The following is a 25886-nucleotide window of genomic DNA, read 5'->3' on the forward strand; positions in this document are numbered from 1 at the left end:
CTTTTTTTGCTGCTTGCTTTGCTTTACAACAGCGTGAGCATCGGGTGGCGACTCAGCGCTTTTGCCTTCCAGGCGATCCAGACTGGTGGCACATTGCTGAGCACCGCATCCGCTTCTTCCTGACTGCCAAACGCACTAAACACACAAGCACCGGAACCAGTCATCCTGGCCTCACCGTAAGCACCCAGCCATTCTACCGCATCTGCTACCGGCTTGAAAAGACTGCATGCCACTTGCTGTAAATCATTCTTACCAAACCCGCCCGCATCGTTTCCTTCTGCGAGGTACCTGGAAAAGTCCGCTATTGTGACGGGTTCGGTATTTCTCGTCAAGCCTTCCGCGCAAAAAATTGCCGCGGTGGGCACTTGCACGCCCGGCTCGATCACCACATACCAGCATTCGGGCGTGGTGACGGGCTGCAGTGCCTCGCCCACGCCTTCGGCAAAGGCATTCTCACCAAAGATGAAAAACGGGATGTCGGCACCCAGCGGCAAGCCCAGCGCCATCAATTCCTCGCGCGTCAAACCCGCCTGCCACAGTCGGTTCAATGCCATCAGGGCCGTGGCCGCATCGGACGAACCGCCGCCGAGGCCTCCCCCCATGGGCAACACCTTGTCGATGGCGATATCGACGCCGCGCGGCAAGGCGCCCGTGCGGCGCAGCACTTCCGCTTGCAGCAAGCTGGCGGCACGGATGATCAGGTCCTGCTCCTCCGGCACGCCGGCGAGGGCCGTCACGCGGACAATCGCCGTGTCGTCGCGCAGCGCGAAGTGCAAGGTGTCGCCATGGTCGAGCAATTGGAACACCGTCTGCAGCAGGTGGTAGCCATCGGCGCGGCGGCCGTTGACGTGTAGAAATAAGTTCAGCTTGGCCGGGGCCGGGCAATTGTTCAGAGTCGTCAGTGTCATGGTGCAGGTGCGGAAGGGGCAGGATCGAGCACGATGCGCAGCGAGACGGCATCGGCCTGCGCGCTGGCATTACGTTCCGCATCGATACGCCGCGGTTGGGGCAAGGCGCCCGGTGTATTGTCTGCAGCATCTTGCCACGACACATAGCGCAAACGCCAGCCATCCTTGGTGGTCACGCTGTCGTTGGCCGGCGAAGCGACAAAGCGCTTGCCATCGGCGCCCACGGCATAGCCCTGCAGCCAGTCGCGCAAGCCCGACACGGGCAAGGACCAGCCCAGCATCTGCGCGCTCAAGGTATCAACATCGGGCGCGCTGCGCGGCGCCTTGCCGCTTTGCGTCAACACGGCCTGCTGCGGCGTGACGGCGATGGTGGCCAGGGTACTGCCGACGGGCGAATACAGTGTCACGTCCGTGCGCTGCGCCGTCTGCTGCCAGTTGAAATTGACGGTGGCCGATTCGGGCCTGTCATCCTTCTGATACACCACGTTCAAGCGGCCCGTCAGCTCCAGCTGCTCGCGGTAAGGCGCCACCGCTTGCGACGATGGCGCGGCGCCGGACGAAAAGGGAGAGGTCAGGGTCGAGCAGGCCGACAGGGCCAGGCAGACGAGCGTGAGGGGGAAGAGTTTTTTTGGCATGGGAATAATAAAGAACCAGCAGCGTAAAGCTGGGGTCAGACCCGTCGGGCCTGACCCCATATTTTAGTTAACATTGCGTTACAAACTGACATTCAGGCGCGCCAGGGTGCTTTTCAGGGCCTCGTTTTTCGGGTCCTTGCCTTGCGCATCGCGCCACAGTTTTTGCGCTTCTTCCTTGTCACCCTTCTGCCACAGCACTTCGCCCAGGTGGACGGCGATTTCCGGATCACTGCGCACGGCATAGGCACGGCGCAAGGCGTTTTCCGCCGCGGCCAGGTTGCCCATGCGGAACTGCACCCAGCCCATGCTGTCCATGATGAACGGGTCGCCCGGCGCCATCTGCAGCGCCTTCTCGATCAGCGCATGGGCCTCCTCCAGGCGGATGCCCCGTTCGGCCAGCGAGTAGCCCAGGGCGTTATACGCATGCTGGTTGTCGGGTGCCAGCGCCATCACGCGGCGCAGGCTGGCCTCCATCAAATCGAGTTTATCCAGGCGTTCGGCCAGCAAGGCGTAGTCGTACAGCAGTTCGGGATTGTCGGGGAAACGCAGCAAGGCGTTTTCCAGCACCGTATAGGCGCTTTGCACATAGCCGGCGTCGCGCAGGAATTGCGCGTCGACCAGCAGCACCTGTGCCTGGCTTGCCGGATCGTCCGTTTCGATTTCCGTCAGCGCCTTGCGGGCCGCATCAAGATTGCCGCCACGGGCGATCAGCTGGGCGCGGCGCAAGCGCGCCTCGACGTAGCCGCTTGATGCACTGTTGTCGACCTTGTCCAGCCAGGCGATGGCGCCCGCCGTGTCGCCCCGCGTCTCGGCGATCTGCGACAAAATCATCAGGGCCTTGAACGGATCGCGCGTGTCGCCAGGAGACTTTTCGAGCACGGCCAGGAAGCGCTTGAAGTACTGCTCGGCGCCCTTGGTGTCTTCCAGCTGTAGCGCCACGATACCCAGCGCGTACAGGCCGCCCACGTTATCGGGCTGGCTTTTCAGCAGCAGCAGGAATTGATCGCGCGCCGGCTCCAGTTGTTTTTGCTCAACCAGCAGGCGCGCATACGCGCCGCGCACTTCGACGGCGTCCGGATTCTTTTGCAGGAATGTGGCAAGCACCTTGCCTGCCGCCTCGGGTTCGCCCGTCACCTGCGCCAGAGTCAACACGGCCAGCTCGGAGTTCGGCTTGATCGCCAGCGCCTTGTTCGCTTCGCCGATGGCGCGCTCACGCTCGCCGATCGACAGGGCGCCCTGCGCCAGCACCAGATGGGCCTCGAACATGTCCAGGTAAGGCTGCACCAGGCGCGTCACCATCGAGTAGGCATATAGCTTGTCATTCGACCGCGACAGGATCTGCTGCATCTGGAACAGGGCCACGCCGCGGGCGCCCGCCGGCGCATTGGCCAGGCGCTCGGCAAAAATCGGTTCCGCTTCTTCGATTTTGTCCGTCAACACGACGAAGCCGAGGAAGAACTGCGTCGCCTCGTCCGAGTCGGGCGCCAGCTCGCGCCACAGGCGGATGGCGGCCAGCGCTTCGCCGCCCTGCTTGGCAGACAGCGCCATTTCGGAAGCGCGGCGCGCCAGGCGCGGGTCGCGCGTCTGCTGCGCCGCCACCATCATCGTCACGTACGGCCCTTGCCACTGGCCGCTCTTGAATTCCATTTCGGCCTTGGTCAGCTTGTACAGCAAGTCGCTGCTCAATTCGACCTTCGGCAAACCCTCCGCCTTGGCGTCCTCCTTGGCGCCCGCCTTGGACTCGGCGCCCTCTTCCTGTGGCGCGACGGGCGCGGCCGTAGAGGGGCCGGCCGCAGCATTAGCGGGGGCGACAGGCGTCTGTGCCATGGCATGCGTGGCCATCAGGGCGGACAAGGTTACAATGGCGAAAGCGTTTTTCAAAGGCTGATCCTGGCTAAACGGCAAAGTTTGATTCTACGCCCAACGCGGCTATCGCGTACTTCACGTATGTAACGAAATATATACGTCGTGGCGGCATGGCGTGCCCGGGCCAGCCATCCGCCGGCAAGCTGCCTGTTTTTATCCGCTTTTCAACCATTCGAGCCCTATGCCAGAATTGCCAGAAGTCGAAGTCACACGACGCGGTGTCGCGCCCCACATCGAGGGCCGCGCCGTGCGCGCCGTCGTGCTCCGCCGCGACGGCCTGCGCTGGCCCTTCCCTCCGGCCCTTGGCGAACAATTGTCGGGCCAAACCATCGGCCTGACGGGGCGGCGCGGCAAATACCTGCTGATCCACTTCCGCCACGGCACGCTGATTATCCACCTGGGCATGTCGGGCCATTTGCGCGTGCTGCCAACGGGGACGGAGGCGCAAAAGCACGATCATTTCGACCTTGTCGTGGAAGATGCGGACGGCGGCAGCCAGGTGCTGCGCATGACGGACCCGCGCCGCTTCGGCGCCGTGCTGTGGCACGACGAGGCCGACGGCCCGCTGGACGGCCACGCGCTGCTGCGCGGCCTGGGTACGGAACCACTGGAAGGCGGCTTCACGGGCCAGCTGCTGTTCGAAAAAACACGCAACAAGGGCACCAATATCAAGCAGGTACTGATGGCGGGCGACATCGTCGTCGGCGTGGGCAATATCTATTGTTCCGAGAGCCTGTTTCGCGCGGGGATCAACCCGAAGACGCCGGCCCGGCGCATCGGCCTGGCGCGCTATGAGAAACTGGCGCAGGCGATACGCGACGTGCTGGCCGAAGCCATCGTGCAAGGCGGCAGCACCTTGCGCGACTTCATCGGCGTAAACGGCCAGTCTGGCTACTTCCAGCAGACGTATTTCACCTACAACCGCGCGGGCAAGCCATGTCGCGTATGCGGCGCGCCGATCCGCCAAATCGTGCAAGGACAACGTTCCACGTTTTACTGCGTGAATTGTCAAAAGTAAGTCACTCGCAAAGGGAGCCAGATGGTCAGGGACTTGGAACAATACAGCGCATGGCGCCAGGATGTGCTGGCGGCCTTGCAGGCATACCGGCAAGCCGCCAGCGCGGCTGGCCTGGTCGACGGCGCTTCCGCGCTGCGCCTGGCCCGCTGCGTTTCCCGCCTGACTGACGACCGCCTGTCCGTGGCCTTCGTGGCGGAATTCTCGCGCGGAAAATCCGAGCTGATCAACGCCATCTTCTTTGCCGACTACGGCCAGCGCATCCTGCCCTCGGGCGCGGGCCGCACCACCATGTGTCCCACCGAGCTGCTGTACGACCCGGCATGGCAGCCATCGATCCGCCTGCTGCCCATCGAGACGCGCGCACAGAACCTGTCAACCAGCGACTACCGCGACCTGCCCGCCGCCTGGACCGTCCTGCCCCTGAACATCGATGCGGGCGGCGACATGCAGGAAGCCATCCGCCAGGTCAGCCTGACGAAAAAAGTCAGCGTGGAAGAAGCAGCGCGCTACGGCCTGTACGATGCCGACGACGCGGATGCACCCGCCATGCTCGACGAGGACGGCCATGTGGAAATCTCCATGTGGCGCCACGCCATCATCAACTTTCCCCATCCGCTGCTGAAACAGGGCCTGGTCATCCTCGACACGCCGGGCTTGAACGCCATCGGCACGGAACCGGAACTGACCTTGAACCTGATCCCGAATGCGCACGCGGTGCTGTTCATCCTGGCCGCCGACACGGGTGTCACGCGCAGCGACATCGAGGTTTGGCGCAACCATATCGGCGCTGGCGCCGGCCGCCTGGTGGTGCTCAACAAGATCGACAGCATGTGGGATGAATTGCGCGGCGACCTGGAGGTGGCGCAGGCGATCGAGCGCCAGCAGGCCAGCGTGGCACATCTCCTGGCCCTGGACGCTGGCCAGGTGTTTCCCGTGTCGGCGCAAAAGGCCCTGGTGGGCAAGATCAACCACGATGCGGCGCTGCTGGAAAAGAGCCGCCTGCTGCCGCTGGAGACGGCCCTTTTCGAGGAACTGATCCCCGCGCGCAAGGACATCATCCGGCGTCAGCTGGCGTTCGATCTGGACGCCATCGAAGCGGCGCAGCAGGTGCAGGCGGCGGCCCGCGCGCGCGGCATCGCCGAGCAGCTGCACGAGCTGCACAGCCTGCGCGGCAAGAACCAGAGCGTGATCGCGCACATGATGCGGCGCATCGATATCGAGAAGAAGGAATTCGACAGCAGCCTGTTCAAGCTGCAGGCGACGCGCGCCGTATTTACCCGCCTGTCGACGGAACTCTATACGAGCCTGGGCATGGACATCGTGCGCGACGATATCGACAGCGTGCGCGCCGCCATGCAGCGCAGCCGCTTTTTCACGGGCCTGCGCGAAGCCGTGCGCCAGTATTTCGAACGCATCGCCCAAAACCTGGACCGCTCGGAAGGCAAGACAGCCGAGATCACGGAAATGATGAATGTAATGTACCGCAAGTTCGCCACCGAACATGGCCTGGCGCTGGCCTTGCCGATGCCGTTTTCGCTGGCCCGCTACCGCCAGGAGATCGCCGATATCGAAGCCGTCTACCATAAGCAGTTCGGCACGGCGACCCTGCTCACCACCAGCCGGGTTGTGCTGATGGAGAAATTCTTCGACACCATCGCCTCGCGCGTGCGCCGCAGTTTCACCAACGCCAACGACGACGCCAGCGCCTGGCTGAAAGTCATCATGGCGCCGCTCGAAGCACAGATCGTCGAGTACAAGGAACAGCTGAAACTGCGCTTTGCCTCGATCCAGCGCATCCACGACGCCACCGGCAGCCTGGAACAGAAGATCGCCGGCTTCGAAGCCAGCCTGGCAGCGCTCGAACGCGACAAGGCGCAGCTGGCACAATTGCTTGCCGCCTTGCGCACGGCCAGCGCAACATAAAACAACCGAACACTGGAACCCTGCATGAAACGTCTGCTGCATCCGCTCTCGCCCGCCCAGGGCGCAGCTCAGTTTGAGAACGCGCTTGAAAATTATGTCGACCCAACTTTTTCCGCCACCGTCATCGCCTGGCAAAAGCAGCATGGCCGCCACGCGCTGCCATGGCAAAACACGCGCGACGCCTACCTGATCTGGCTGTCCGAAATCATGCTGCAGCAAACGCAGGTGACGGCCGTGCTGGGCTACTACGCGCGCTTCCTCGAACGCTTCCCCACCCTGCGCGATTTGGCGGAAGCACCGGTGGAAGACGTGATGGCGCAATGGAGCGGTCTCGGTTACTACACGCGGGCGCGCAACTTGCACAAATGCGCGCAGCGCGTGGTCGCCGAATACGGCGGCATCTTCCCCAGCGACCCGGTCCTCCTGGCCGACCTGCCCGGCATCGGCCGCTCGACGGCCGCCGCCATCTCCGCGTTTTCCAGCGGCACGCGCGCAGCCATCATGGATGGCAACGTCAAGCGCGTCTTCGCGCGCACCTTCGGCATCGATGCCTATCCCGGTGAAAAACGGGTCGAGGAAGCCATGTGGCGCCGCGCAGAAGCGCTGCTGCCGGAAACGGGCATCGAAGCCTACACGCAAGGCTTGATGGACTTCGGCGCCACCCTGTGCACGCGCAGCAGTCCCGATTGCAGCCGCTGCCCGCTGCAGCCGCGCTGCGTGGCTTACGCCACCGGCCGCACCAAGGATCTGCCGGTACGCAAACCGAAAAAAACCAGCCCGGAAAAGCACGCCGTCATGCTGCTCATCATCGACGATGGCCAGGTGCTGCTGGAACAGCGTCCCGGCTCGGGCATCTGGGGCGGCTTGCTGTCGCTGCCCGAACTCGATGGCCACGTGCTGGCAGATGAAGACTCACCGCGAGAGATAGACCAGCATGCGCTGGCATGCGCCGTGGCGCCATTCGGCGAGATCGAGGCGCAGGAACGGCTGCTGCCCATCGTGCATGTATTTACCCACTACAAATTGCACATCGTCCCCTGCCGCATCACCCTGGCGCGCCGCCTGGCACTGGCCGGGGAAGCGACCCACGTCTGGTACGACAGCGCGAAAATTGCAAACGCGCCGCTGCCCGCCCCCATCAAGAAACTGTTGCTGGAACTGTTCGGCGATGCGCGCGCAGCACAGCGCAGCATGTTCTAGTGCGCAGGCTAGTCGCATTGACACTGGCGGCGCTGTGCCTGCACGGCGCGCAAGCGGCGGACGAGCGTTCCGAAGTACCTGAGGTGAGAATTGGCGTGCTGGCCTACAAGGGCAGCGACGCCGTGCAGCAGGACTGGTCGTACGTGACGCGCCACCTGCAAGCCAGCGTCCCCGGCATCCGTTTTGTACTGGCCGACTATGACCAGGCGGGCCTGACGCGCGCCGTGCAGTCGCAATCGATCGCCTTTGCCATCACCAGCAGCGGTCATTACGTGGCACTGGAACACAGCGATGGCGCGAGTCGCATCGCCACGCTCGAATCGCCATGGACCGACTCGCCACGCCAGGCCATCGGCTCGGCCATCGTCGTGCGCAATGCGTCGCCGCTGCACGACCTGGCCGACCTGGCGGGCAAGAACGTGATGGCGGTGGCGCCCGATGCGTTTGGCGGTTACCAGATCGCCGCACGCGAGCTGCTGGAAGCGGGTATCGATCCCGCGCACGATTTTTCCAGCCTGCGCTACAGCGGTTTCCCGTCGCAGCAGATCGTCGAAGCCGTGCGCTCCGGACGCATGGATGCCGGCATCGTGCGCACCTGCCTGCTGGAACAGATGGTGACGCGCGGGGAAGTGCAGGCTGACGAACTGCGCGTGATCACTACGCGTCCGATTCCCGGTTTTCGCTGCGCCAGCTCGTCGCGGCTGTATCCGGACTGGCCCTTCGTGGCCCTGCGCCAGACGCCGCCGGCGCTGGCGAAAAAAGTGGCGCTGGCCTTGCTGGCCATGCCGCGCACCAGTGAGGGCTACAGCTGGACGGTGCCAAGCGATTACCAGATCGTCGATGAGCTGTTCCGTGAATTGCGCATCGGCCCCTACGCCTACCTGAACAAGTTGACATTCGAGACGGCGCTGCGCCGCTACTGGGGCTGGATGCTGCTGGTGCTGGCCTTGCTGGTGGCCTGGGCCGTGCACACGGTGCGCGTGGAATACCTGGTCAGCCGGCGCACGGAGCAATTACGTGCCGCCCAGCACCAGCAGCGCGCACTGGAGGAGCAGGCACGCCAGCGCCAGGCCACGCTCGACCACACGGCGCGCCTGGCCATCCTGGGCGAGATGGCCAGCGCCATTGCGCACGAATTAAACCAGCCGCTGGCGGCCATCGGCAATTTCGCGCGCGGCATGGCGCGCCGCATCGCGGCGGGTCGGCTGGACGCGGCGCCCCTGCTCGACGGCGCGCAGGAAATCGCCACGCAAAGCGAACGCGCGGGCGCCATCATCCGTCACATTCGCGCGATGGCGCAAAAGCGGCCCGCGCACAGCACCCCCTTCGCCCTGGCCCTCGCCGTGGAGCAAGCCGTCGCCCTGTTTTGCGCGGCCCATCCGCAAGCCAATATCAGCTGGCGCCACGACGCTGCCAGTCCTGACCCTCGCGTGCTGGCCGACCCGCAGCAAGTACAGCAGGTGCTCCTGAATTTGCTCAAGAATGCGCTCGATGCGCAGGTGGAGAACGACAATCCCGGGCACGCCATCGGCGTGCTGCTGCACCGGGAAAACGGCGCCTGCACGGTGGCCGTTCGCGACGCCGGCTGCGGCCTGGAAGCGGCACAGATGGCGCGCCTGTTTGAGCCTTTTTTCACGACCAAGACCGAAGGCCTGGGCCTGGGCATGTCGCTCAGCAAAAGCATCATCGAATCGTTCGGCGGCAGCCTGTCGGCGCACGCCAATGCCGATGCGCCGGGCTTGACGGTCTGGTTCCGCCTGCCTGAAGATACTGGCATGGAAGCAAACAAGGAAACACCATGAATGAAAGCGATGCCATCCTTTTTGTCGTCGACGACGACGCCGCCATGCGCCGCTCGCTGGCCTATCTGTTCGATTCAGCCGGCTGGAAAGTGGAGGCATTCGAATCGGCACGCGATTTCCTTCAACGCTATGATGGCCATGCGCCGGGCTGTTTGCTGCTCGACGTGCGCATGCCCCTGATGAGCGGGCTGGAACTGCAACAGGAACTGGCGCGCCATGCGATCTCGCTGCCCGTGATTTTCCTCAGTGGCCACGGCGATCTGGCCATGGCCGTGCAGACGATGAAGGCCGGCGCCTGCGATTTCTTGGAAAAACCGTGCAAGGACCAGGTGCTGCTGGACGCCGTCTCGCGCGCCGTGGCCCGCAGCGTGGAAGAAAGCCGCAGCGCCGCCAGCGCGAATACGGCGCAAACGGCGCTGGCCAGGCTCACCGCGCGCGAGCGCGAAGTGGCGCTGCTGATGGCCGAAGGCAAAGCCTCGAAAGTCATCGCCCGCGAGCTGGGCATCAGCGACAAGACGGTGCAGGTGCACCGCCATAACACGATGGAAAAACTGGGCCTGCATTCAGCAGCCGAGGTAGCCCGGCTGCTGATGGCAGGTGGGCAAATCTAAGCCCGCACGATACGCGCAGGAAGACCCTGCCGCACTGACGTGCCCGAGACGGGATCGACAAACACGTTCTTGTCGCCGCGGCTCGGGTCCGTCAACCCCAGGTCGTTCAGGTTGATGCCCGCGCCGATGGCCGGCTCGTCTGGCTGGCGCGACTTGCCGATGCGGTGAGCCCGCGCGCCATGCTCCTTGTGGCCGAAACCGTGTTCGACGGCGATCACGCCCTGCTGCACGCCATGGCGCAGCATCACCGTGGCCCTGGCCCTGCCGCCCGGCGTTTCCAGGTAAATTTCATCGCCATTTTCCAGTTTCAAACGGGCCGCATCGTCGGGATGCACGGCAACCGGGTTGTCAGGATGGATGCCGCGCAAGCGCCGCGCGCCGATGCTGTAGGAGTTCTGCAGCGCTGATTTAAAACTGATCAACTCGAATGGCCACTCGCTGGCCGGGTAGGCCTTGCGCACGGGCGTGCCGTCGGCAAACGCCGCCACTCTCCAGGCAGGTGTACCGGAGAAGCGTTTGCCGCTCAAGCTGTTCTTGCTCACGCCCAGGCCCTCGTTGTACAGCATCATGGGCTTCAGATAGCGGTGCGTGGACCAGTCCTGCGGATACGGCGTCTCGTCGACCAGCGGAGCGGGAACCACGGGCGCCTTGGCATTCGCCGGTGGCGGCAGGCGCAGGCCGAACATCTCGCCATAGCTCTGGTAGCGTCCTCCCCGCGCCAGCATGAAGGCCACCTTGCGCCACTCTTCCGGTTTCAGTGTGCGCTCAAGTTCGGAGCGGATGCGTGCCACGCCGGACAATTCGATATCGTCGTCGCTCGCCTCTGGCACAGCTGTCTTGCCCTGCCAGGCGATGTTGGCACCGCCGCGCAGATACCAGTCTTCCGCGCGCTGCAGGGGGAAGCGCTGGCCATCCATGTCTTGCAAGGCCTCGGGGCCGAAGCCGGGCAAGGCCATCGTTTTGGCCAGCGCAATGAAGAACGACTCCATGCAGATGGTCTGGCCGTCCGGCGTTTTCTGCACGCGCGGTTCGACCACGGGCCAGCGCGCCGTGCTCATTTTGACGGGCATGCCGCCCCAGGCGCCGGCCCAGCCCCAGCTTTCATACAGCAAGGTATCGGGCAACAGGTAATCGGCAAACGCCGAGCTTTCGTTGATGAAGGGATCGATGGCGACGATCAGCGGAATCTTCTTCGGATCGGCCAGCTCCTTGCCGATCTGCGCGCGCAAGCCCGTGATGCCGTAGACAGGATTGCAGCTCCACAGTATCAGCGCCTTCAAGGTGTACGGGTAGCCATTCATGGCACTGGTGAGCCATTCGGTCGCCAGTGCCGGCGCGTTCGGATACCACGGCGCCCTGGCCGGATACGCCTTGCCGGCTTCCTTCTTCAGCTTGAATTCCGAGGTTTTTTCATATGGCACATTACGCCCGATCGGCATGCCCGCCGCCTTGATCTCGCCGTCGAAACTCTCCAGGTTATAGCGCGGACCGGGGCCCGCATCCTTGAAGCTGCCGCCATTGACCAGGGTGCCGCCCTTGCGGTTCAAATTGCCGATCAGGGTATTGAGCATGACCAGCGCATACGCGTTGTAGAAACCGGCGCCCGACATCATGCCGCCATGCGCATTGACGGCTGCGCGCTTGCCATGGCTGGTGAGTTCCTGCGCCAGCCCTTCGATGATGTCGCGCGAGATGCCGCAGGCGGCTGCGTATTCATCCATGCTGTGGCGCTGCGCTTCCTCGTTCAGCATCGTCATTGCCGTCTTCAGGTGCAGCGGCGCGCCTGCCACTTCCAGCGGACCATCGAAGAACAAGCGACCCTCGCCCTTGGCGGCGTTGTGCGGCAAGATGGCTTGCGTGGCAGCGTCGATCACGCAAAATGCGTCGCCATCCTTGTAGCGCTCCTCTTCCGCCAGCTCCACCGCGCCGATGTCGGACGCGCGCAGGTAGCGTCCATCGCGCGGATGGCCTTTCTCGTTGATGATCAAATGCGTGGCATTGCACCAGGCGGCCTCGCCCGCCGCTTCCGCCACCTTCAGGTTGGGCTGCGCGAGGAAATGACGGTCATAGCGCTCCTGCTCGATGATCCAGCGGATCATCGCCATGGCCAGCGCGCCATCCGTACCCGGCTTGATCGGTACCCAGCGGCTGCGGTCGCCCGCTGCCAGGCTGTCCGCATTCGTCAGCACCGGATCGACGACGACATAGCTGAAATCACGTTTGCCCGAGCGGGCTTTCGCTATGAGCGTGCCCTGGCGCTTGAATGGATTGCCCGCATTGCCCGGCGCCGTGCCGACAAAAATGCAGAACTCCGTGTTTTCCAGGTCCACTTTCGCATGCGGCATTTTCTTCATGTCGCCGAACATGGCGCCGGAGCCGCTGCGGTAAGCGCCGCCACAATACGAGCCATGGTTGACCAAGTTCAGACTGCCGTACGACTGCTTGAAAAAGCGCGTGCCAAACGCCAGGCGGCCATCGTCCGTGCTGCACATCAGGCCCACCTGGTTGACTTGCGGGCCCAGTTCCGGCTGCGCCGGATCGATGGGTTTTTCCAGCTCGCGCAAGGCGCGCAAGCCCTGCACGTGACCTTCGCCAAACAGATCGCCGCCTTCCGTCACTTCCTTCACCAGCTGATCGAAGGCGATCGGCTCCCACTGGCCGCCGCCACGCGGTCCCACGCGCTTCATGGGCGCCAGCACGCGAAACGGCGACTCCATCTGTTCCAGCACGCCGTTGCCCCGGCCACAAGCGGTCGAGCGGCCTTTCAGGCCCTTTTCCTGGAAACGCGAAAGCGATACAAAGCTGTCGCGGATCGAGGTTTGATATGGCAGCGCCGGGTCGGCCGACATGGGACTGTAGGGATTGCCCGCCACGCGCAGCACCTTGCCGCTTTTCTTGTCGAGGCGCACGCGCACGCCGCAAAACGTGGTGCAGCCCATGCACATGGTGTAGCTGACCTGCTGGTCGGGATTGAGCGTCAATTTCCCCGTGGCGGTATCGACGGAAAACTCGGGTTGCAGGGAATTGCCGTGCAGTTTCTGCACCGGCTTGTCCTTGCCCAGCGCGTGGTCGACCATGCGGCCTGCCGTGGTGGAAAAGCTGGCGGCAAAGGCGGCCAGGCCGCCGCCGATGGCGCCGTAGCGCAGCAGCTTGCGGCGCTTTTCGTTTTCGTCTTCAGGGGCGCCGTTGTTTGCGTTGTTATGTACTTGATCGTTCATCATTAACTCCTCAGTGCGTGGCCATGGCAGGACGGCTACGGGTAGCGATCGCGCGTCCCGCCCATGGCAAAAATTCCAGCATCAGCAACAGCAGCGCGATCCACAGGCCGGCCGTGCCGATGATCCCCAGCAAGCCGTCGTTCCCCATCGGCAGGTGGTAGTCGTACAGGCCCGCGCCCGTTTTCGGGATCGTCTGGCCGCCGATGAAAATGGTCCAGCGCATCATCCAGGCGCTATGCAGCGCGATCAGGCCATTGACCAGGCCACTCGTGGCCGGGCGCCAGATGGCCAGTGCCATCGGCACGATGGACGACAGCACGGCCCAGACAGCCGTGAACTGCCATTGCGGCATGCCGGCCACCTGGGTAAACGCCATGCTGTGGCTGGCACTCACGCCGGACAGGCTGACGAACAGCCAGCCGCCGCCCAGCGCCAGCACCAGCGCCAGCGACAGGGCCAGCGCGCGGTTCAGCGACACTTCCAGTGCCTTGTCGCGGCCCGGCAGGAAGCGGTTGAACAGCAGCGCCAGGCCAACGGCCCCCACAAAGGCTGTGGCGGCGAATTGCGCCGGCAGGAAGGGCGTGAACCACAGGGGACGGGCGCGCACCACCATCACTTCCATGCCCGTGTACAGACCCACGACAAAGGCGGCGAGCAAGGTGAAGGCGGCGGCGATACGGATGGCTTTGCGCGAAGCGGCGCCACCGCGCCCGGCAAGGCGGTACAGGAAGGCCAAACGGTCCTGGCCCTGTCCCCGCGTGGCGAAGTCCACGCGCAGCGCCAGCCATGCATACAGCATCAGACAGCCCAGGTAGAGGGGAATGAAGAACGAGCCCCACGACATCCACGACTGCGGCTGGAAGTAAATATAGAAGTGATAGAAGCGGCCCGGCCCGTGCAGGTCGGCCAGCAGCGCCACGGGCGCCGTCATGCCGCAGACGAGGGATGCCAGCAGCGCGATGCGCCCCAAGCGTTCATACGCCTTGCGGCCGAAGACGAAGTACGGCAGGGTCAGCATGAAGCTGCCGTAACTGAGGCCGATAAGGAAAAAATACTGCACCGCCCACGGCAGCCATGCCGCTTCGCGCGTGACGTTGAGAATTTCGGTGATGTGGCTGTCCATGGTTTATTTCCCGTGTTTGCTCGGTTGCCAAAGTGTCGCTTCGCCCTCGACGTGGCCGGCGAAGCGCGTGTCCAATCCCAGATAGAACACGTGGGGCTGGGTACCCTGTTCGGGTTTCAGCACTTTCACCTTGTTCTCGGTGAGCAGCTGGTGCACCATGCTTTCCGGATCATTCAGGTCGCCGAAGATGCGCGCGCCACCCACGCAGGTTTCCACGCAGGCCGGCAGCAAGCCTTCGTCCACGCGGTGCGCACAGAACGTGCATTTGTCGGCCTTGCCCGTCTCGTGATTGATGAAGCGCGCGTCGTACGGGCAGGCTTGCACGCAGTAGGCGCAGCCCACGCAGCGGTCACCATCGACGACGACGACGCCATCCTTGCGCTGGAAAGTGGCGCCTACGGGGCAGACGGGAATGCAGGGAGGATTGGCGCAGTGGTTGCACAGGCGCGGCAGCATGTAGGTGCCGCAGCGGTTCTCTTCCTTGACTTCATAGGTCGAGACGACGGTGCGGAAGCTGTTTTCCGGCACGGCGTTTTCCATGATGCAGGAGACCGTGCACGCCTGGCAGCCGATGCATTTCTGCACATCGACCACCATCGCCCAGCGCTGACCGCCTTCACCCTTGGTGGCAGCCTTGCCGGGCAGCGGCGCGATGGCCGCCCCGATGGTGACGGCTGGCAAGGCGCGCAAAAAACTGCGGCGCGATTCAATCATGACACTCTCCTTGACTATGGGCGGCAAGCCCTTGTTGACTTGCTGCCATGATAGAAAAGAAGGTGCTGCGGGGGTATTGGGGTGATCGGGTGGGGACCTAGATGATCATGCCAATTGACAGGATCGATAATGCGGAGTAGGTCGGATTAGCGTGCAAGCGCGTCATCCGACAACCTTGTTGGCAGGGATGGAGGTGGTGTCGGGTTACGCCGTTCCGGCTAACCCGACCTACAATTCATCCAGAGAATACAGGCGGCGGTGCTCGCGGATCGCATAGCGGTCCGTCATGCCCGCGATGTAGTCGGCGATCTTGCGCGCCTGCTGCGTGACGTCGCCATCCTTGAGTTGATAGTCGGGCGGCAGCAGGGCCGGTTCGGCCATGAAGCTGTCATACAGTTCGCGCACGATGCGGCTCGCTTTCACGCGCATGCGGTTGACCTGGTAGTGGCGGTACAGATTCACCCGCAAGAAGCGTTTCAGCTCCGTCGCGTCCGTGCGCATGGCATCCGAAAAACGGATCAGCGGCGCACAGGCGCGCACTTCGCTGACGTCGCGCGGTGCCGCGTCAAGGATCAAGGCATTCGATGTGACGATCAAATCGTCGGCCAGCGCCGTGATCAGGCGGCGCAGGGTCTCGTAGATGGCGCGCCGGCCCGACAGGCCGGGAAACGCCTGCTGCACGTCGCGCCACAGGCGGCCGAAAAATTCCACCTCTTCCAGCTGGGCGATGGTGATCAGGCCGGAGCGCAGGCCATCGTCGATATCGTGGCTGTTGTAGGCGATTTCATCGGCCAGGTTGGTCAGCTGCGCTTCCAGCGTCGGTTGCGTGCGGTCGATGAAACGCTGGGCCACGGGACCCAGTTCACGCGCATGCGCCAGCGAGCAGTGTTTCAGAATACCTTCGCGCGTCTCGAACATCAGATTCAAGCCATCGAAGGCGCCGTAGTGCTCTTCCAGGGTATCGACAACGCGCAGGCTTTGCAAGTTGTGCTCGAAGCCGCCGTGCGCCTGCATGCACTCATTGAGCACGTCCTGGCCCACGTGGCCGAACGGCGTGTGGCCCAGGTCATGCGCGAGCGCGATCGCCTCGACCAGGTCTTCGTTCAGGCGCAGGTTGCGCGCGATGGAGCGGCCCACTTGCGCCACTTCCAGGCTGTGCGTCAGGCGCGTGCGGAACAGGTCTCCCTCGTGGTTGAGGAAAACCTGGGTCTTGTATTCGAGGCGGCGGAAGGCCGATGAATGGATGATGCGGTCGCGGTCGCGCTGGAACTGGCTGCGCGAGGCGTGTGCCGCTTCGGCAAAGCGACGTCCCTGCCCCTGTGCCGAATGGGCCGCATACGGGGCGAGGAAGTCTTCGGGGGTCATGCTTGCTGTACTCCGGCGGCCAGGGTGGCCAGCACCAGTTCATGCGGCGCGGACGTGATGCACGGGCTACCCAGAGGTTTCAACAGGATGAACTTGATGGCGCCGCCCTCGTTCTTCTTGTCCACTTCCATCAGTTCCAGCCAGCGATCGACACCCAGGTCAGGCGCCTTGACGGGCAAGCCGGCGGCGGCGACGAGCTTGCGCACGCGCTCCACGGCTACCTGGTCGATATAGCCCATGCGGCAGGACAGGTCGGCGGCCATCACCATGCCGCAGCCGACGGCTTCGCCATGCAGCCAGTGGCCATAGCCCAGGCCCGCCTCGATGGCGTGGCCGAAAGTGTGGCCGAAGTTCAGGATGGCGCGCAAGCCGCCTTCGCGCTCGTCCTGGCGCACCACGTCAGCCTTGATTTCGCACGAACGGGCAATCGCATACGCCAAAGCCCCCTTGTCGCGTGCCATCAGCTTGGCCATGTTCGCCTCGATCCAGTCGAAGAAGGCAGCATCGATGATGGCGCCATGCTTGATCACTTCGGCCAGACCCGCCGACAGCTCACGCGCCGGCAGGGTTTCCAGGGTCGAGGTGTCGGCGATCACGGCGCGCGGCTGGTAGAAGGCGCCGATCATGTTCTTGCCCAGCGGGTGGTTGATGCCCGTCTTGCCGCCGACGGAGGAATCAACCTGCGCCAGCAGGGTGGTCGGCACTTGCACGAAGCCGATGCCGCGCATGTAGCTGGCGGCCGCATAGCCGGTCAGGTCGCCGATCACGCCGCCACCCAGCGCCACCAGTGTGGTCTTGCGGTCGCATTTATTGGCCAGCAGCGCGTCGAAGATCTGCATCAGGCTGGCCCAGTTTTTATATTCTTCGCCGTCCGGCAGGACGATGCAGATCACTTCGCGGCCATCGCTGGCCAGTGCCGCCTGCAGACGGCCAAGGTACAGGGGAGCGACGGTGGTATTGGTGACAATGGCCACCTTGTGGCCGCTGATATGACGCAGCAGCGCATCGGCGTCGGCCAGCAGGCCGGGACCGATGGCGATCGGATAACTGCGTTCGTCGAGGTCTACGCTCAACAACATTTTGGATTGCTCGTTCATCGAAGGCTCTGCATGAATGACGCAGTTGGGCGACGCCTCGCATTCGAGGCTGGCCAGCTGCATCAGGATGGTCTGAACCATCGATTGTACGTTAGGACGGCCCGTGTCGATCACAATGTCGGCCACTTCCATGTAATGGGGCTCGCGCTGTGATGTCAATTCTTCCAGCTTGCGGCGCGGGTCTGCCGTCTGCAGCAGGGGGCGGTTCTTGTCGTGGCTGGTGCGCGCCAGGATGTTGCTGACGCTGGCGCGCAGGTACACGACCGTGCCCCGTTCCTTCAGGTAGGCACGGCTGTCGGCGTTGAGGATGGCGCCGCCGCCGGTGGCCATGACGATGCCTTCCTGGGCGCTCAGGTCGCGGATGACTTCGGCCTCGCGCCGGCGAAAGCTGGCCTCGCCCTCGATTTCAAAGATCCACGGGATGGTCGCTCCCGTGCGTGCCTCGATTTCATGGTCGGAATCGACAAAGCGCAAGCCCAGCTTGCGGGCCAGGATGCGCCCGATCGTCGTTTTGCCTGCGCCCATGAGGCCGACAAGAAAAATATTGCTGTTGGAAATTTCGGACACTTTTATATCATTCAGAAAATAAACGGGCGCGCATTCAAACTCAACACCGCCCGTTTTTCCCTTGCCTCAAGAACAAGAGAACTTCAGCGTAAACGGGTAACTGGTCACATTGCCCCACGGCGTAGTGTTTGCCACATAGAACGTACTATCTACTCCCACCACATAATTTGCTGGCGTCAGGCTGTTAATTGTAACGGTATGCCAGCTTCCCTGGTTACCCTGAATGTTGCTTCCCATCCGGTCAGCTACGCCGAGTGCATTGGGCGGGAAAACATTTTGTACGAGGCTTGGTGATACGGATACAGCGCTATCGAGTGCATTCGTCGTCGTACAGCCGCCCATGCCGCAGGAGCCGACCGCGCCCAAGGTGCTCTGGAAAACGACAGGCATAGCATCAGCAACAGGGGTGCCCGCCTGGTCGCCCAGGAAGGCCATGATGGTGGCCGCAGGCGTGGCTGGCGTACTGGTGCAAGAACAGCCGTTCACAACTGGAGCTGAAACGCACATTGCCTTTCTGGCCCGTGTACAGGGCACCGCCAGCGAGCACACTCACAGAGATCACGGAAGGGCCATAGGCAGGTATGCTGGCGGGCAACAAATTCAGATTGCCAAGGCAAGTTCAGTCGCGCCGCCAGAATAGTTGCCTTGATTACTGGCTATAGCGGCACTGACCGCTGCTGTCACAATCAAGGTGGCGCCGCCACTCTCTGACAGGCTCAAAGGCCGCAAAGTCATATGGACCTGGCCAGCGGCATCCGTCAACGCGATCCCGGTCAACGAGGATATGTCCGCAAGAGTATGGTCAGTCGAGAATACCAGCCGGTCCCCCGAGACCGGTGTGCCACTCAGGTCACTGAGCAGTGCCCTTGCCGTCAGCGGCGTAGCACTCGACAGTGCATGACTGGCGTTGGTTCCGCGCAACAAGGACAGCGCCAGCTGGGCACTCGATGCCTGGGCCGTCTTTATCTCGTAATTCACCTCACCGCTTACGCTGGCGGGGCCTGCCGCCACTGTAGCGGTCACCTTGCCAGCCCCCGTGACCGTCGAATTTAACGCTGCCAAAGTAATGCTGGCGACCCCCTTGGCGTCGGTGAGCGTCGTGCTATTCGTCGTAGAAAGCGTCGCGAGCGACTTATCGGTGGAAAATGTCACCAGTGCATTGCTCACAGGCGCGCCATTCGCGTCTACGACGGAAGCCTTGACCGTCAATGGCGTCGTATTGCTCAATGCAATGCTGAACTGGCCTGCCGCGTTATACAAGGTCACGCTGACTTTCGCGGCCACGGGACCCGTCGTGCCGCCGCTGATGCCACCATCGATGGTCGGATCGCCGCCACCACCGCCACACGCGGCCAGCGAGGCACCCAGCAACAGCAAGGTCAGCCAATTCGATACCGCACTCCAAGAAGTATTGCCTAAAGAAAAATTCCGCATAGTCGTCATCAGTCCGCTTTCGTTTGCATTGTTACTTAAACGTAAAGATGTGACATTAACGTGTTGCTGGGCGATCTGCCACTATTTTCGGCGTAATAAACACCATGAGTTCCGTTTTTTCTTGACTGCGGCCCGTACTGCGGAAAAAAACACCCAACACGGGGATGTCGCCAAGAATCGGCACCTTGCTGTCCGTGCCCCGTTCGGACTGCTGATAAATACCGCCCAGCACCACCGTGCCGCCGTCTTCCACCATCACCTGCGTGCGCACGTGCTTGGTGTCGATGGCGAAGCCGGAACGGGTTTCCTGGCCCACACTGTCCTTGTTGACGTCCACTTCCAGCACCACGTTGCCGTCCGGCGTGATCTGCGGCGTTACCTCCAGGCGCAGGTTCGCCTTGCGGAACGTGATCGACGTGGCGCCGCTGCTGGTGGCCACCTGGTAGGGCAATTCGATGCCCTGTTCGATCAGCGCCAGCACTTTGTCGGCCGTCACCACGCGGGGGCTGGAAATGATCTTGCCCCTGCCGTCCGCTTCCAGCGCGGACAGTTCCAGGTTCAAAAAGCGGTTGGCGGCCGCCGAAAACAGGCTCAGGGCGAAGCTGGCCGGCGGCAGGCCATTGATGCTGGCGGCCGGCAAGTTGACGAATTGCGTGTTCGGCACAAAAGCGCCGGCGCCGGCCACCGTTTGCCCCGTCGCCTCGCCCACACCCTGGTAGCTGCCGCCGATGGCCGCGCGGCGTCCACTGCCGCCCAAAGAAAAACCGGGCTGCTGGCCCTGTGCCAGGCGCTGGTCCGTAAAACCCAGGCGCGCGCCCAGGTTGCGGCTGAAACTGTCGTTCGCTTCGACGATGCGTGCCTCGATCATCACTTGCCGCGTAGCAATATCAGTCTTGGCAATCAGTTGACGGATCTGCTCCAGGCGCGCCGGCACGTCGGTCACGAACAGCTGATTCGTGCGCGGCTCGATCAGCACGCTGCCACGGCGCGACAACAGCCGGCTGCGCCCTTCCCCCGCGTCCAGGCCGAACACCGTGCGGAACGCTTCCGCTTTCTGGTAATTGAGCGGGAAGATGGCCGACTGCAAGGGTTCGAGTTCCGCGATCTGCGCGCGCTGCTCCAGTTCCAGTTTTTCGCGCGCCAGCATTTCCTCGCGCGGCGCGATCCACAGCACGTTGCCATTGCGCCGCATGTCCAGGCCCTTCGCCTGCAGCAGTACGTCGAGCGCCTGGTCCCACGGCAAGTCACGCAGGCGCAGGGTCAGGTTGCCCGTCACGCTGTCGCTGGCGATGATGTTTTGCCCCGACGCGTCGGCCAGGATGTGCAGGGCCGCGCGCACACCCACGTTCTGGAAATCGACGGAGATTTTCTCGCCGGCATACAGGCGCGGCGCAGTCACCAGCACCACCGCCTCGTCCCCGGCCAGAACGACGCCATGCAGCAGTGCCCAACACATCGAGCACATCCACATAAACGGCTTCATGGCGTGGCCTCCGGTACGCTGGCCTTGGCGTCACCCGGCTTTTGCAGGGACAGGCTGCCATGCCGTTCGCGCCACCCGCCCCCCGCATCCTGCAGCAACTCCCGGTACTGCAGCGCCTGTTCGCTGATTTGCGTGACCAGGCCATGGTCTGGCCCCAGATACTGCCCTGCCGCCACCCGGTACACGCGCTGGCCCGCCAGCAGCAGCGCGTTCAGGCGCCCGGCCTGTTGCACGCTGCCCACCATGCTGATGGCCGGCAATGCCACGCTTTCCAGCGGTTCGCGCACACGGCGCGGGTCGGGCCCCGCCACGCTGCCCCGCTGGCCGGGCGCGGGCGCTGTAGGCAATGCGCCAAAAGGGTCGGCCAAGGTGGCGGCCTCGTAGGGATATGGCGCGACCGTGGCAAGCGGATGCCATGCAGGCGCGGCTGCGGAGCCGCCCGGCTTGGACGACAAGGCAGCTTGCGCCGCCCGTTCTCCCGCTTCGGGCAAGCGATACGCCTGCAGTACGGCATCGAGCGTCAGCAAGCGATCCTTGCCGAGAGTCAAGGCGAGCTCATGCACCGTGACGATGCGCGGCAGACGCGCCAGGTCTGCCAGCAGCGCCCCCATGGCGTGATAGCTGCCGCGCAACTGTATGGTGATCGGCAAGGCGACATATGGCGCTCGCGGCCGGCGCGCACCCGGCTTGAACAGTGAAAATTGCAGACCGCGCGACTGGCCTGCGGCGTTGATGTCCGTCAACAGCACCGCCATCGCTTGCTGGTCGGGCAGCTGCTGTTCCAGGAGGGCCAGCTCGGCGCCAGCCTGGCGCAGCTGCGCACGCCACTGCGGCAAGTGCTTCGCCCGGGCCTGCGCCGACACATACTCGGCGCGCAAGCGGCCTTCTTCCCTTTGCGCCGCCTGCACGGCAGCCATCATGTCATCCAGCCATGCGGCGTGCAGCAGGGCGGCCACCAGCATGCCAGACAGGGCAGCGCAAGCGAGACGCACGGGTAGCGGCCACAGCGATGCGGTCTTCAAGCTCAGCATCATCAACCTCCACGACTAAGATTGCCCAGCGCTAGCCAACGCCAGCCGTATCGTCCATTCCACCGCACCATCTGCCGCACCGCGCACTTCCAGCCGCACTTCCAACAATTCCGGGCGGGACCAGGGCGCTGCCTGTTCCAGCGCCAACAGCATTGCCGCGACCTTGTCCTGCGAGACTGCACGCCCTTGCAAGCGCACCATCGCCGTTTCCTGGCGCACACTGTGCAAGGCCACGCCGGCCGGCATCGCCTGGGCCAGCACGTCCAGCATGCGCACCCAGGCATTGCGTTGTTCCTGCAAACTGGCAATGGCCTGTTGGCGCAGCAACAGCGCCGCCATCTCGCCCTGCACCAGCTTGCCGGCGACAAGGATGGCATTGACTTGCTGCATGGCATTGCGCCAGCCCTCCTGACGGTGCAGCTGCGCGTCGAGCCGCTGCTGCAGCCAGGCGCCTGCAGCCAGGGCCAGCAGCAATCCCAGCAGCGCCCCGCCGGCCAGCTGCCACAGCAGCACCTGCATACGCCGGCGCCGTGTCGCCTGCCGATGCGGCAAAAGGTTGATACATGGCACTTGCGCCACGGCCTTCATCGGGCGTACCGGTGCAAAGCCAGCCCCCAGGCCAGCTGAAATGCCAGGCCGCTGTCCGGCAAAGCTTGCCATCCCCCTTGTGCAACGGCCGCCTGGCGCGCCAGCGCTTCGCTATCCATGACGACGGGCGTCAAGCCGGCCGCCGTAGCCGCATCGAGGCGGCGCTGCACGCTGGCGCGTCGTGCAGCCACCAGCAGCACTTCGATCTCCCGCTCCGTATGGCCGGCAAGCGGCGGCGCCGGCCCGAGCTGGTAAAAATCCAGGCTGGCGTCTTCCAGCGCAAACGGCATGTATTGCGCCGCCTCCAGTTCCACCAGGATTTCGAGCTGCTCCTCCGGCAAGCCCGCCTGCAGGCGTATCACATGCGTGATCAAGGCCGTGGCCGGCATGGCCAGCGCCACGCGGGTGCAGCCGCTGCCACTGTTGCGCCAAGCCAGACGCACGGTGGTGGCCAGGCCCTGCACATCTTCGACATTGCCCTCAAGCATCACCCCTGCCGCCAGCGCGGCGCTGCCGCAATGCCCGCATGACAATTTACCCCGCCTGCGTGTTAACTCGACCACGCGCACGGCATCGTCCGCCATGTCGACGCCCAGCAAACCGATGCCAATAAAACTGCGGATGGACATGTTTTTCATAGAGAAACGTCAGCGTGGGAGGGGATCCTGCCATCCGAAAGCCTAGTCCTGGCAGCGCTGGCTTGTAAATGGATTTCACGCTGGTGTCTGCGGCGCGCGGCGCCTATCTGGCCCGGCTATGATCTGGCGCAGAATAATTGTTACCAAATCCTGGTTGCCAGCGGGCCAATACACGCTTATATAGAGTATCGACAAGTGTCGACACTTCCCCCGGCAAGCGCCACGGCGCGCTGCCACCCCGGCAAGCTCGCTTATAATTGACCGGCATAATTAACCGAAAGACATACGACGCATGACATCTTCAAACACCGCTGGCTCCGCTGGCTCGAAGCCGCCCACCAAGGGCAGCAAACCCAAACGTTTTCTGCTGATGGCGCTGGTATCGCTGCTGGGCCTGGGCATCGTCGGCGTCTTGCTGGTGGTTTTTGGCCTGGCCATGGCCTATCCGAACCTGCCTGCGCTCGATACCTTGACCGATTACAAGCCGAAAATGCCGCTGCGCGTGTTCACGTCCGACAGTGTGCTGATCGGCGAGTTCGGTGAAGAACGGCGCAACATGGTGCATATCAAGGATATTCCCGATGTCATGAAGAAAGCCGTGCTGGCCATCGAAGATGACCGCTTCTATGAACATGGCGGTGTCGACTATCTGGGCATCACCCGCGCGGCCCTGCACAACCTGACGGGCGGCGCCAAGCAAGGCGCCTCGACCATCACGCAGCAGGTGGCGCGCAATTTCTTCCTGTCCAGTGAACAGACCTTGAAGCGCAAGGCGTATGAAGTCTTGCTGGCGTGGAAGATCGAGAAAAACCTTAGCAAGGACCAGATCCTCGAAGTGTATATGAACCAGATTTATCTGGGTCAGCGCGCCTACGGTTTCGCCTCGGCCGCACAAATCTATTTCGGCAAGAATATCCAGGATCTCACCGTGGCCGAAGCGGCCATGCTGGCCGGCTTGCCGAAAGCGCCGTCGGCCTACAATCCAGTCGTCAACCCGAAACGCGCGCGCATGCGCCAGCAATACATTCTGCAGCGCATGGCGCAGCTGGGCTACATTACGCCAGAGCAGTACACGGAAGCCAAGAATGAAGAGCTGAAAGTAAAAACCGACAGCAGCGCCTTCGGCGTGCACGCGGAATACGTGTCGGAAATGGCGCGCCAGCTGGTCTACGAGCAATTCAAGGAAGACACGTATACGCGCGGCCTGAACGTCTACACCACCATCACCAAAGCCGATCAGGACGCTGCCTACATTGCCTTGCGCAAGGGCGTGATGGATTACGAGAAACGCCACGGCTACCGCGGTCCGGAAGCCTACATCGAGATTCCGAAAACCAAGGCAGAAGCGGATGACGCCATCGAGACAGAACTGGCCGACCACCCGGACAGCGACGACATCATCGCCGCCATGGTGCTGCAAGCCTCGCCCAAATCGCTGCAGGCAGTCACTTCGGCCGGCGAAGAAATCACCATTACGGGCCCCGGCCTGACATTCGGCGCGGCCTGGCTGTCGGAAAAAGCGGCACCGAACCGCCGTATCAAGCGCGGCGCCGTGATCCGCGTCATGCAGGAAGGCAACACCTGGGTCTTGACGCAGATGCCGGAAGTCCAATCGGCCTTCGTTTCGGCCAGCACCACCGACGGTGCCATCCGCGCCATGGTGGGCGGCTTCGACTACAACCGCAACAAGTTCAACCATGTCACGCAGGCGTGGCGCCAGCCAGGTTCGGCCTTCAAGCCCTTCATCTATTCCGCTTCGCTGGAACGCGGCCTGTCGCCAGCCACCATCATCAACGATGCGCCGATCTCGTTCGACGCGGGCCAGACGGGCGGCCAGGCGTGGGAACCGAAGAACTACGACAGCAAATACGATGGTCCGATGACCATGCGCAAGGGCTTGATGAAATCGAAGAACATGATTTCCATCCGCATCCTGCACAAGATCGGCGCCAAGTATGGCCAGGAATACGCGACGCGCTTCGGCTTTGACGCGGACAAGAACCCGCCGTACCTGACCCTGGCCCTGGGCGCCGGCAACGTGACGCCGCTGCAGATGGCGGGCGCCTACGCCGTGTTTGCCAACGGTGGCTACAAGATCAATCCGTATCTGATCGCCAAGGTGACCGATAGCGATGGCAATATCCTGTCGCAAGCCAAGCCGGACCTGGCGGGCGAAGAAGCCAACCGCGTCATCGACGAGCGCAATGCCTTCATGATGAATAGCATGCTCAACGACGTCGTGCGCTTCGGCACGGCGAACAAGGCCATGGCCTTGAAGCGCCCTGACCTGGCAGGCAAGACGGGCACCACCAACGATTCCATCGACGCCTGGTTCGCCGGTTACCAGGCCAAGCTGGTAGGTATCGCCTGGATCGGTTACGACCAGCCGCGCAACCTGGGCAACCGGGAAACGGGCGGCGGCCTGGCCTTGCCGATCTGGATCAGCTACATGGCAAAAGCCCTGAAAAGCATTCCCGTCGAGGAACGCGCGGTACCGGAAGGCCTGATCCACGTGGGCGACGAGTATTACTATGCGGAAAATCCACCGGGCACGGGCGTAGGCAGCCTGGAAGGCGCGGCGCGCGGCACGCCGGAGGAAGAAAAAGCCAAGGAAGCCGTCAAGAACGAACTGTTCTAAGATCGTTTGATGCAAAAAGGGCAGACT

General features: G+C 63.2%; 19 protein-coding genes and 1 pseudogene. 6 read left to right on the top strand and 14 right to left on the bottom strand.

Annotated elements, in window-relative coordinates:
- Positions 1–23 precede the first annotated feature (23 nt).
- The 3 genes from ispE to C8C89_RS02325 all read right to left on the bottom strand — a co-directional run bounded on the left by ispE (position 24) and on the right by C8C89_RS02325 (position 3424).
- Positions 24–908, bottom strand: a complete 885-nt coding sequence (gene ispE / locus C8C89_RS02315; RefSeq protein WP_101483611.1) for a 4-(cytidine 5'-diphospho)-2-C-methyl-D-erythritol kinase — start codon at positions 906–908, stop codon at positions 24–26.
- Positions 905–1543, bottom strand: coding sequence for an outer membrane lipoprotein LolB (locus C8C89_RS02320; RefSeq protein WP_101483610.1), 639 nt, complete (start codon positions 1541–1543; stop codon positions 905–907). The genes ispE and C8C89_RS02320 overlap by 4 nt, the downstream gene beginning before the upstream one ends.
- 78 nt (positions 1544–1621) lie before the next feature.
- Positions 1622–3424 carry a tetratricopeptide repeat protein gene (locus C8C89_RS02325; protein ID WP_133988803.1) on the bottom strand — a complete coding sequence of 601 codons (1803 nt, stop codon included), beginning with the start codon at positions 3422–3424 and terminating at the stop codon, positions 1622–1624.
- 166 nt (positions 3425–3590) lie between these two features.
- Between C8C89_RS02325 and mutM the strand changes: the two genes are divergently transcribed.
- The 5 genes from mutM to C8C89_RS02350 are packed head-to-tail and all read left to right on the top strand — an operon-like array spanning position 3591 to position 9963.
- Complete coding sequence (gene mutM, locus C8C89_RS02330) at positions 3591–4427, top strand: bifunctional DNA-formamidopyrimidine glycosylase/DNA-(apurinic or apyrimidinic site) lyase (RefSeq protein ID WP_133988804.1); 837 nt, start codon at positions 3591–3593, stop codon at positions 4425–4427.
- Positions 4428–4448: 21 nt separating this feature from the next.
- Positions 4449–6350, top strand: coding sequence for a dynamin family protein (locus C8C89_RS02335; RefSeq protein WP_133988805.1), 1902 nt, complete (start codon positions 4449–4451; stop codon positions 6348–6350).
- A 24-nt stretch (positions 6351–6374) separates the two neighbouring features.
- Positions 6375–7550, top strand: coding sequence for an A/G-specific adenine glycosylase (gene mutY / locus C8C89_RS02340; protein ID WP_208327664.1), 1176 nt, complete (start codon positions 6375–6377; stop codon positions 7548–7550).
- A complete protein-coding gene (locus C8C89_RS02345; protein WP_166674656.1) occupies positions 7550–9352 on the top strand; it encodes a sensor histidine kinase in 1803 nt (600 codons plus the stop codon). The genes mutY and C8C89_RS02345 overlap by 1 nt, the downstream gene beginning before the upstream one ends.
- Positions 9349–9963, top strand: coding sequence for a response regulator (locus tag C8C89_RS02350; protein WP_101483605.1), 615 nt, complete (start codon positions 9349–9351; stop codon positions 9961–9963). The genes C8C89_RS02345 and C8C89_RS02350 overlap by 4 nt, the downstream gene beginning before the upstream one ends.
- Here C8C89_RS02350 and C8C89_RS02355 read toward each other — a convergent pair.
- From C8C89_RS02355 to pilM, 11 genes and pseudogenes are all read right to left on the bottom strand, one after another.
- Positions 9960–13184: a molybdopterin dinucleotide binding domain-containing protein gene (locus tag C8C89_RS02355; protein WP_243857875.1), complete on the bottom strand. Its 3225-nt coding sequence runs from the start codon at positions 13182–13184 to the stop codon at positions 9960–9962. The genes C8C89_RS02350 and C8C89_RS02355 overlap by 4 nt on opposite strands.
- A gap of 7 nt (positions 13185–13191) precedes the next feature.
- The gene (gene nrfD / locus C8C89_RS02360) at positions 13192–14304 is read right to left on the bottom strand and encodes an NrfD/PsrC family molybdoenzyme membrane anchor subunit (RefSeq protein ID WP_133988807.1); all 1113 of its coding nucleotides are present in this window, start codon (positions 14302–14304) and stop codon (positions 13192–13194) included.
- A gap of 3 nt (positions 14305–14307) precedes the next feature.
- Complete coding sequence (gene dsrO / locus C8C89_RS02365) at positions 14308–15018, bottom strand: sulfate reduction electron transfer complex DsrMKJOP subunit DsrO (RefSeq protein WP_071079747.1); 711 nt, start codon at positions 15016–15018, stop codon at positions 14308–14310.
- A gap of 228 nt (positions 15019–15246) precedes the next feature.
- Positions 15247–16383: a deoxyguanosinetriphosphate triphosphohydrolase gene (locus tag C8C89_RS02370; protein ID WP_101483602.1), complete on the bottom strand. Its 1137-nt coding sequence runs from the start codon at positions 16381–16383 to the stop codon at positions 15247–15249.
- A complete protein-coding gene (gene aroKB, locus C8C89_RS02375; protein WP_279587374.1) occupies positions 16380–18047 on the bottom strand; it encodes a bifunctional shikimate kinase/3-dehydroquinate synthase AroKB in 1668 nt (555 codons plus the stop codon). Before aroKB ends, C8C89_RS02370 begins: the two co-directional genes overlap by 4 nt.
- A 66-nt stretch (positions 18048–18113) precedes the next feature.
- The gene (locus C8C89_RS02380; RefSeq protein WP_133988808.1) at positions 18114–18482 is read right to left on the bottom strand and encodes a hypothetical protein; all 369 of its coding nucleotides are present in this window, start codon (positions 18480–18482) and stop codon (positions 18114–18116) included.
- 165 nt (positions 18483–18647) lie between these two features.
- The gene (locus tag C8C89_RS02385) at positions 18648–19490 is read right to left on the bottom strand and encodes a hypothetical protein (RefSeq protein WP_133988809.1); all 843 of its coding nucleotides are present in this window, start codon (positions 19488–19490) and stop codon (positions 18648–18650) included.
- A 46-nt stretch (positions 19491–19536) separates the two neighbouring features.
- Positions 19537–20868, bottom strand: a pseudogene (locus tag C8C89_RS02390) (type IV pilus secretin PilQ family protein); the annotation flags it as partial.
- Between the two features lie 92 nt (positions 20869–20960).
- Positions 20961–21998: a pilus assembly protein PilP gene (locus C8C89_RS02395; protein ID WP_133988811.1), complete on the bottom strand. Its 1038-nt coding sequence runs from the start codon at positions 21996–21998 to the stop codon at positions 20961–20963.
- Positions 21999–22010: 12 nt separating this feature from the next.
- Entirely contained in the window at positions 22011–22514 is a 504-nt protein-coding gene (locus C8C89_RS02400) for a PilN domain-containing protein (RefSeq protein WP_166674657.1), read from the bottom strand.
- Between the two features lie 65 nt (positions 22515–22579).
- Positions 22580–23212: a pilus assembly protein PilM gene (pilM, locus tag C8C89_RS02405; protein WP_166674658.1), complete on the bottom strand. Its 633-nt coding sequence runs from the start codon at positions 23210–23212 to the stop codon at positions 22580–22582.
- Between the two features lie 301 nt (positions 23213–23513).
- Here pilM and C8C89_RS02410 point away from each other — a divergent pair, with 301 nt between their 5' ends.
- On the top strand, positions 23514–25859 hold the full coding sequence (locus C8C89_RS02410) for a penicillin-binding protein 1A (protein WP_101483596.1): 2346 nt from the start codon (positions 23514–23516) through the stop codon (positions 25857–25859).
- Positions 25860–25886 lie beyond the last annotated feature (27 nt).

The organism is Janthinobacterium sp. 75 (assembly GCF_004365495.1).
GTDB lineage: Bacteria > Pseudomonadota > Gammaproteobacteria > Burkholderiales > Burkholderiaceae_D > Janthinobacterium.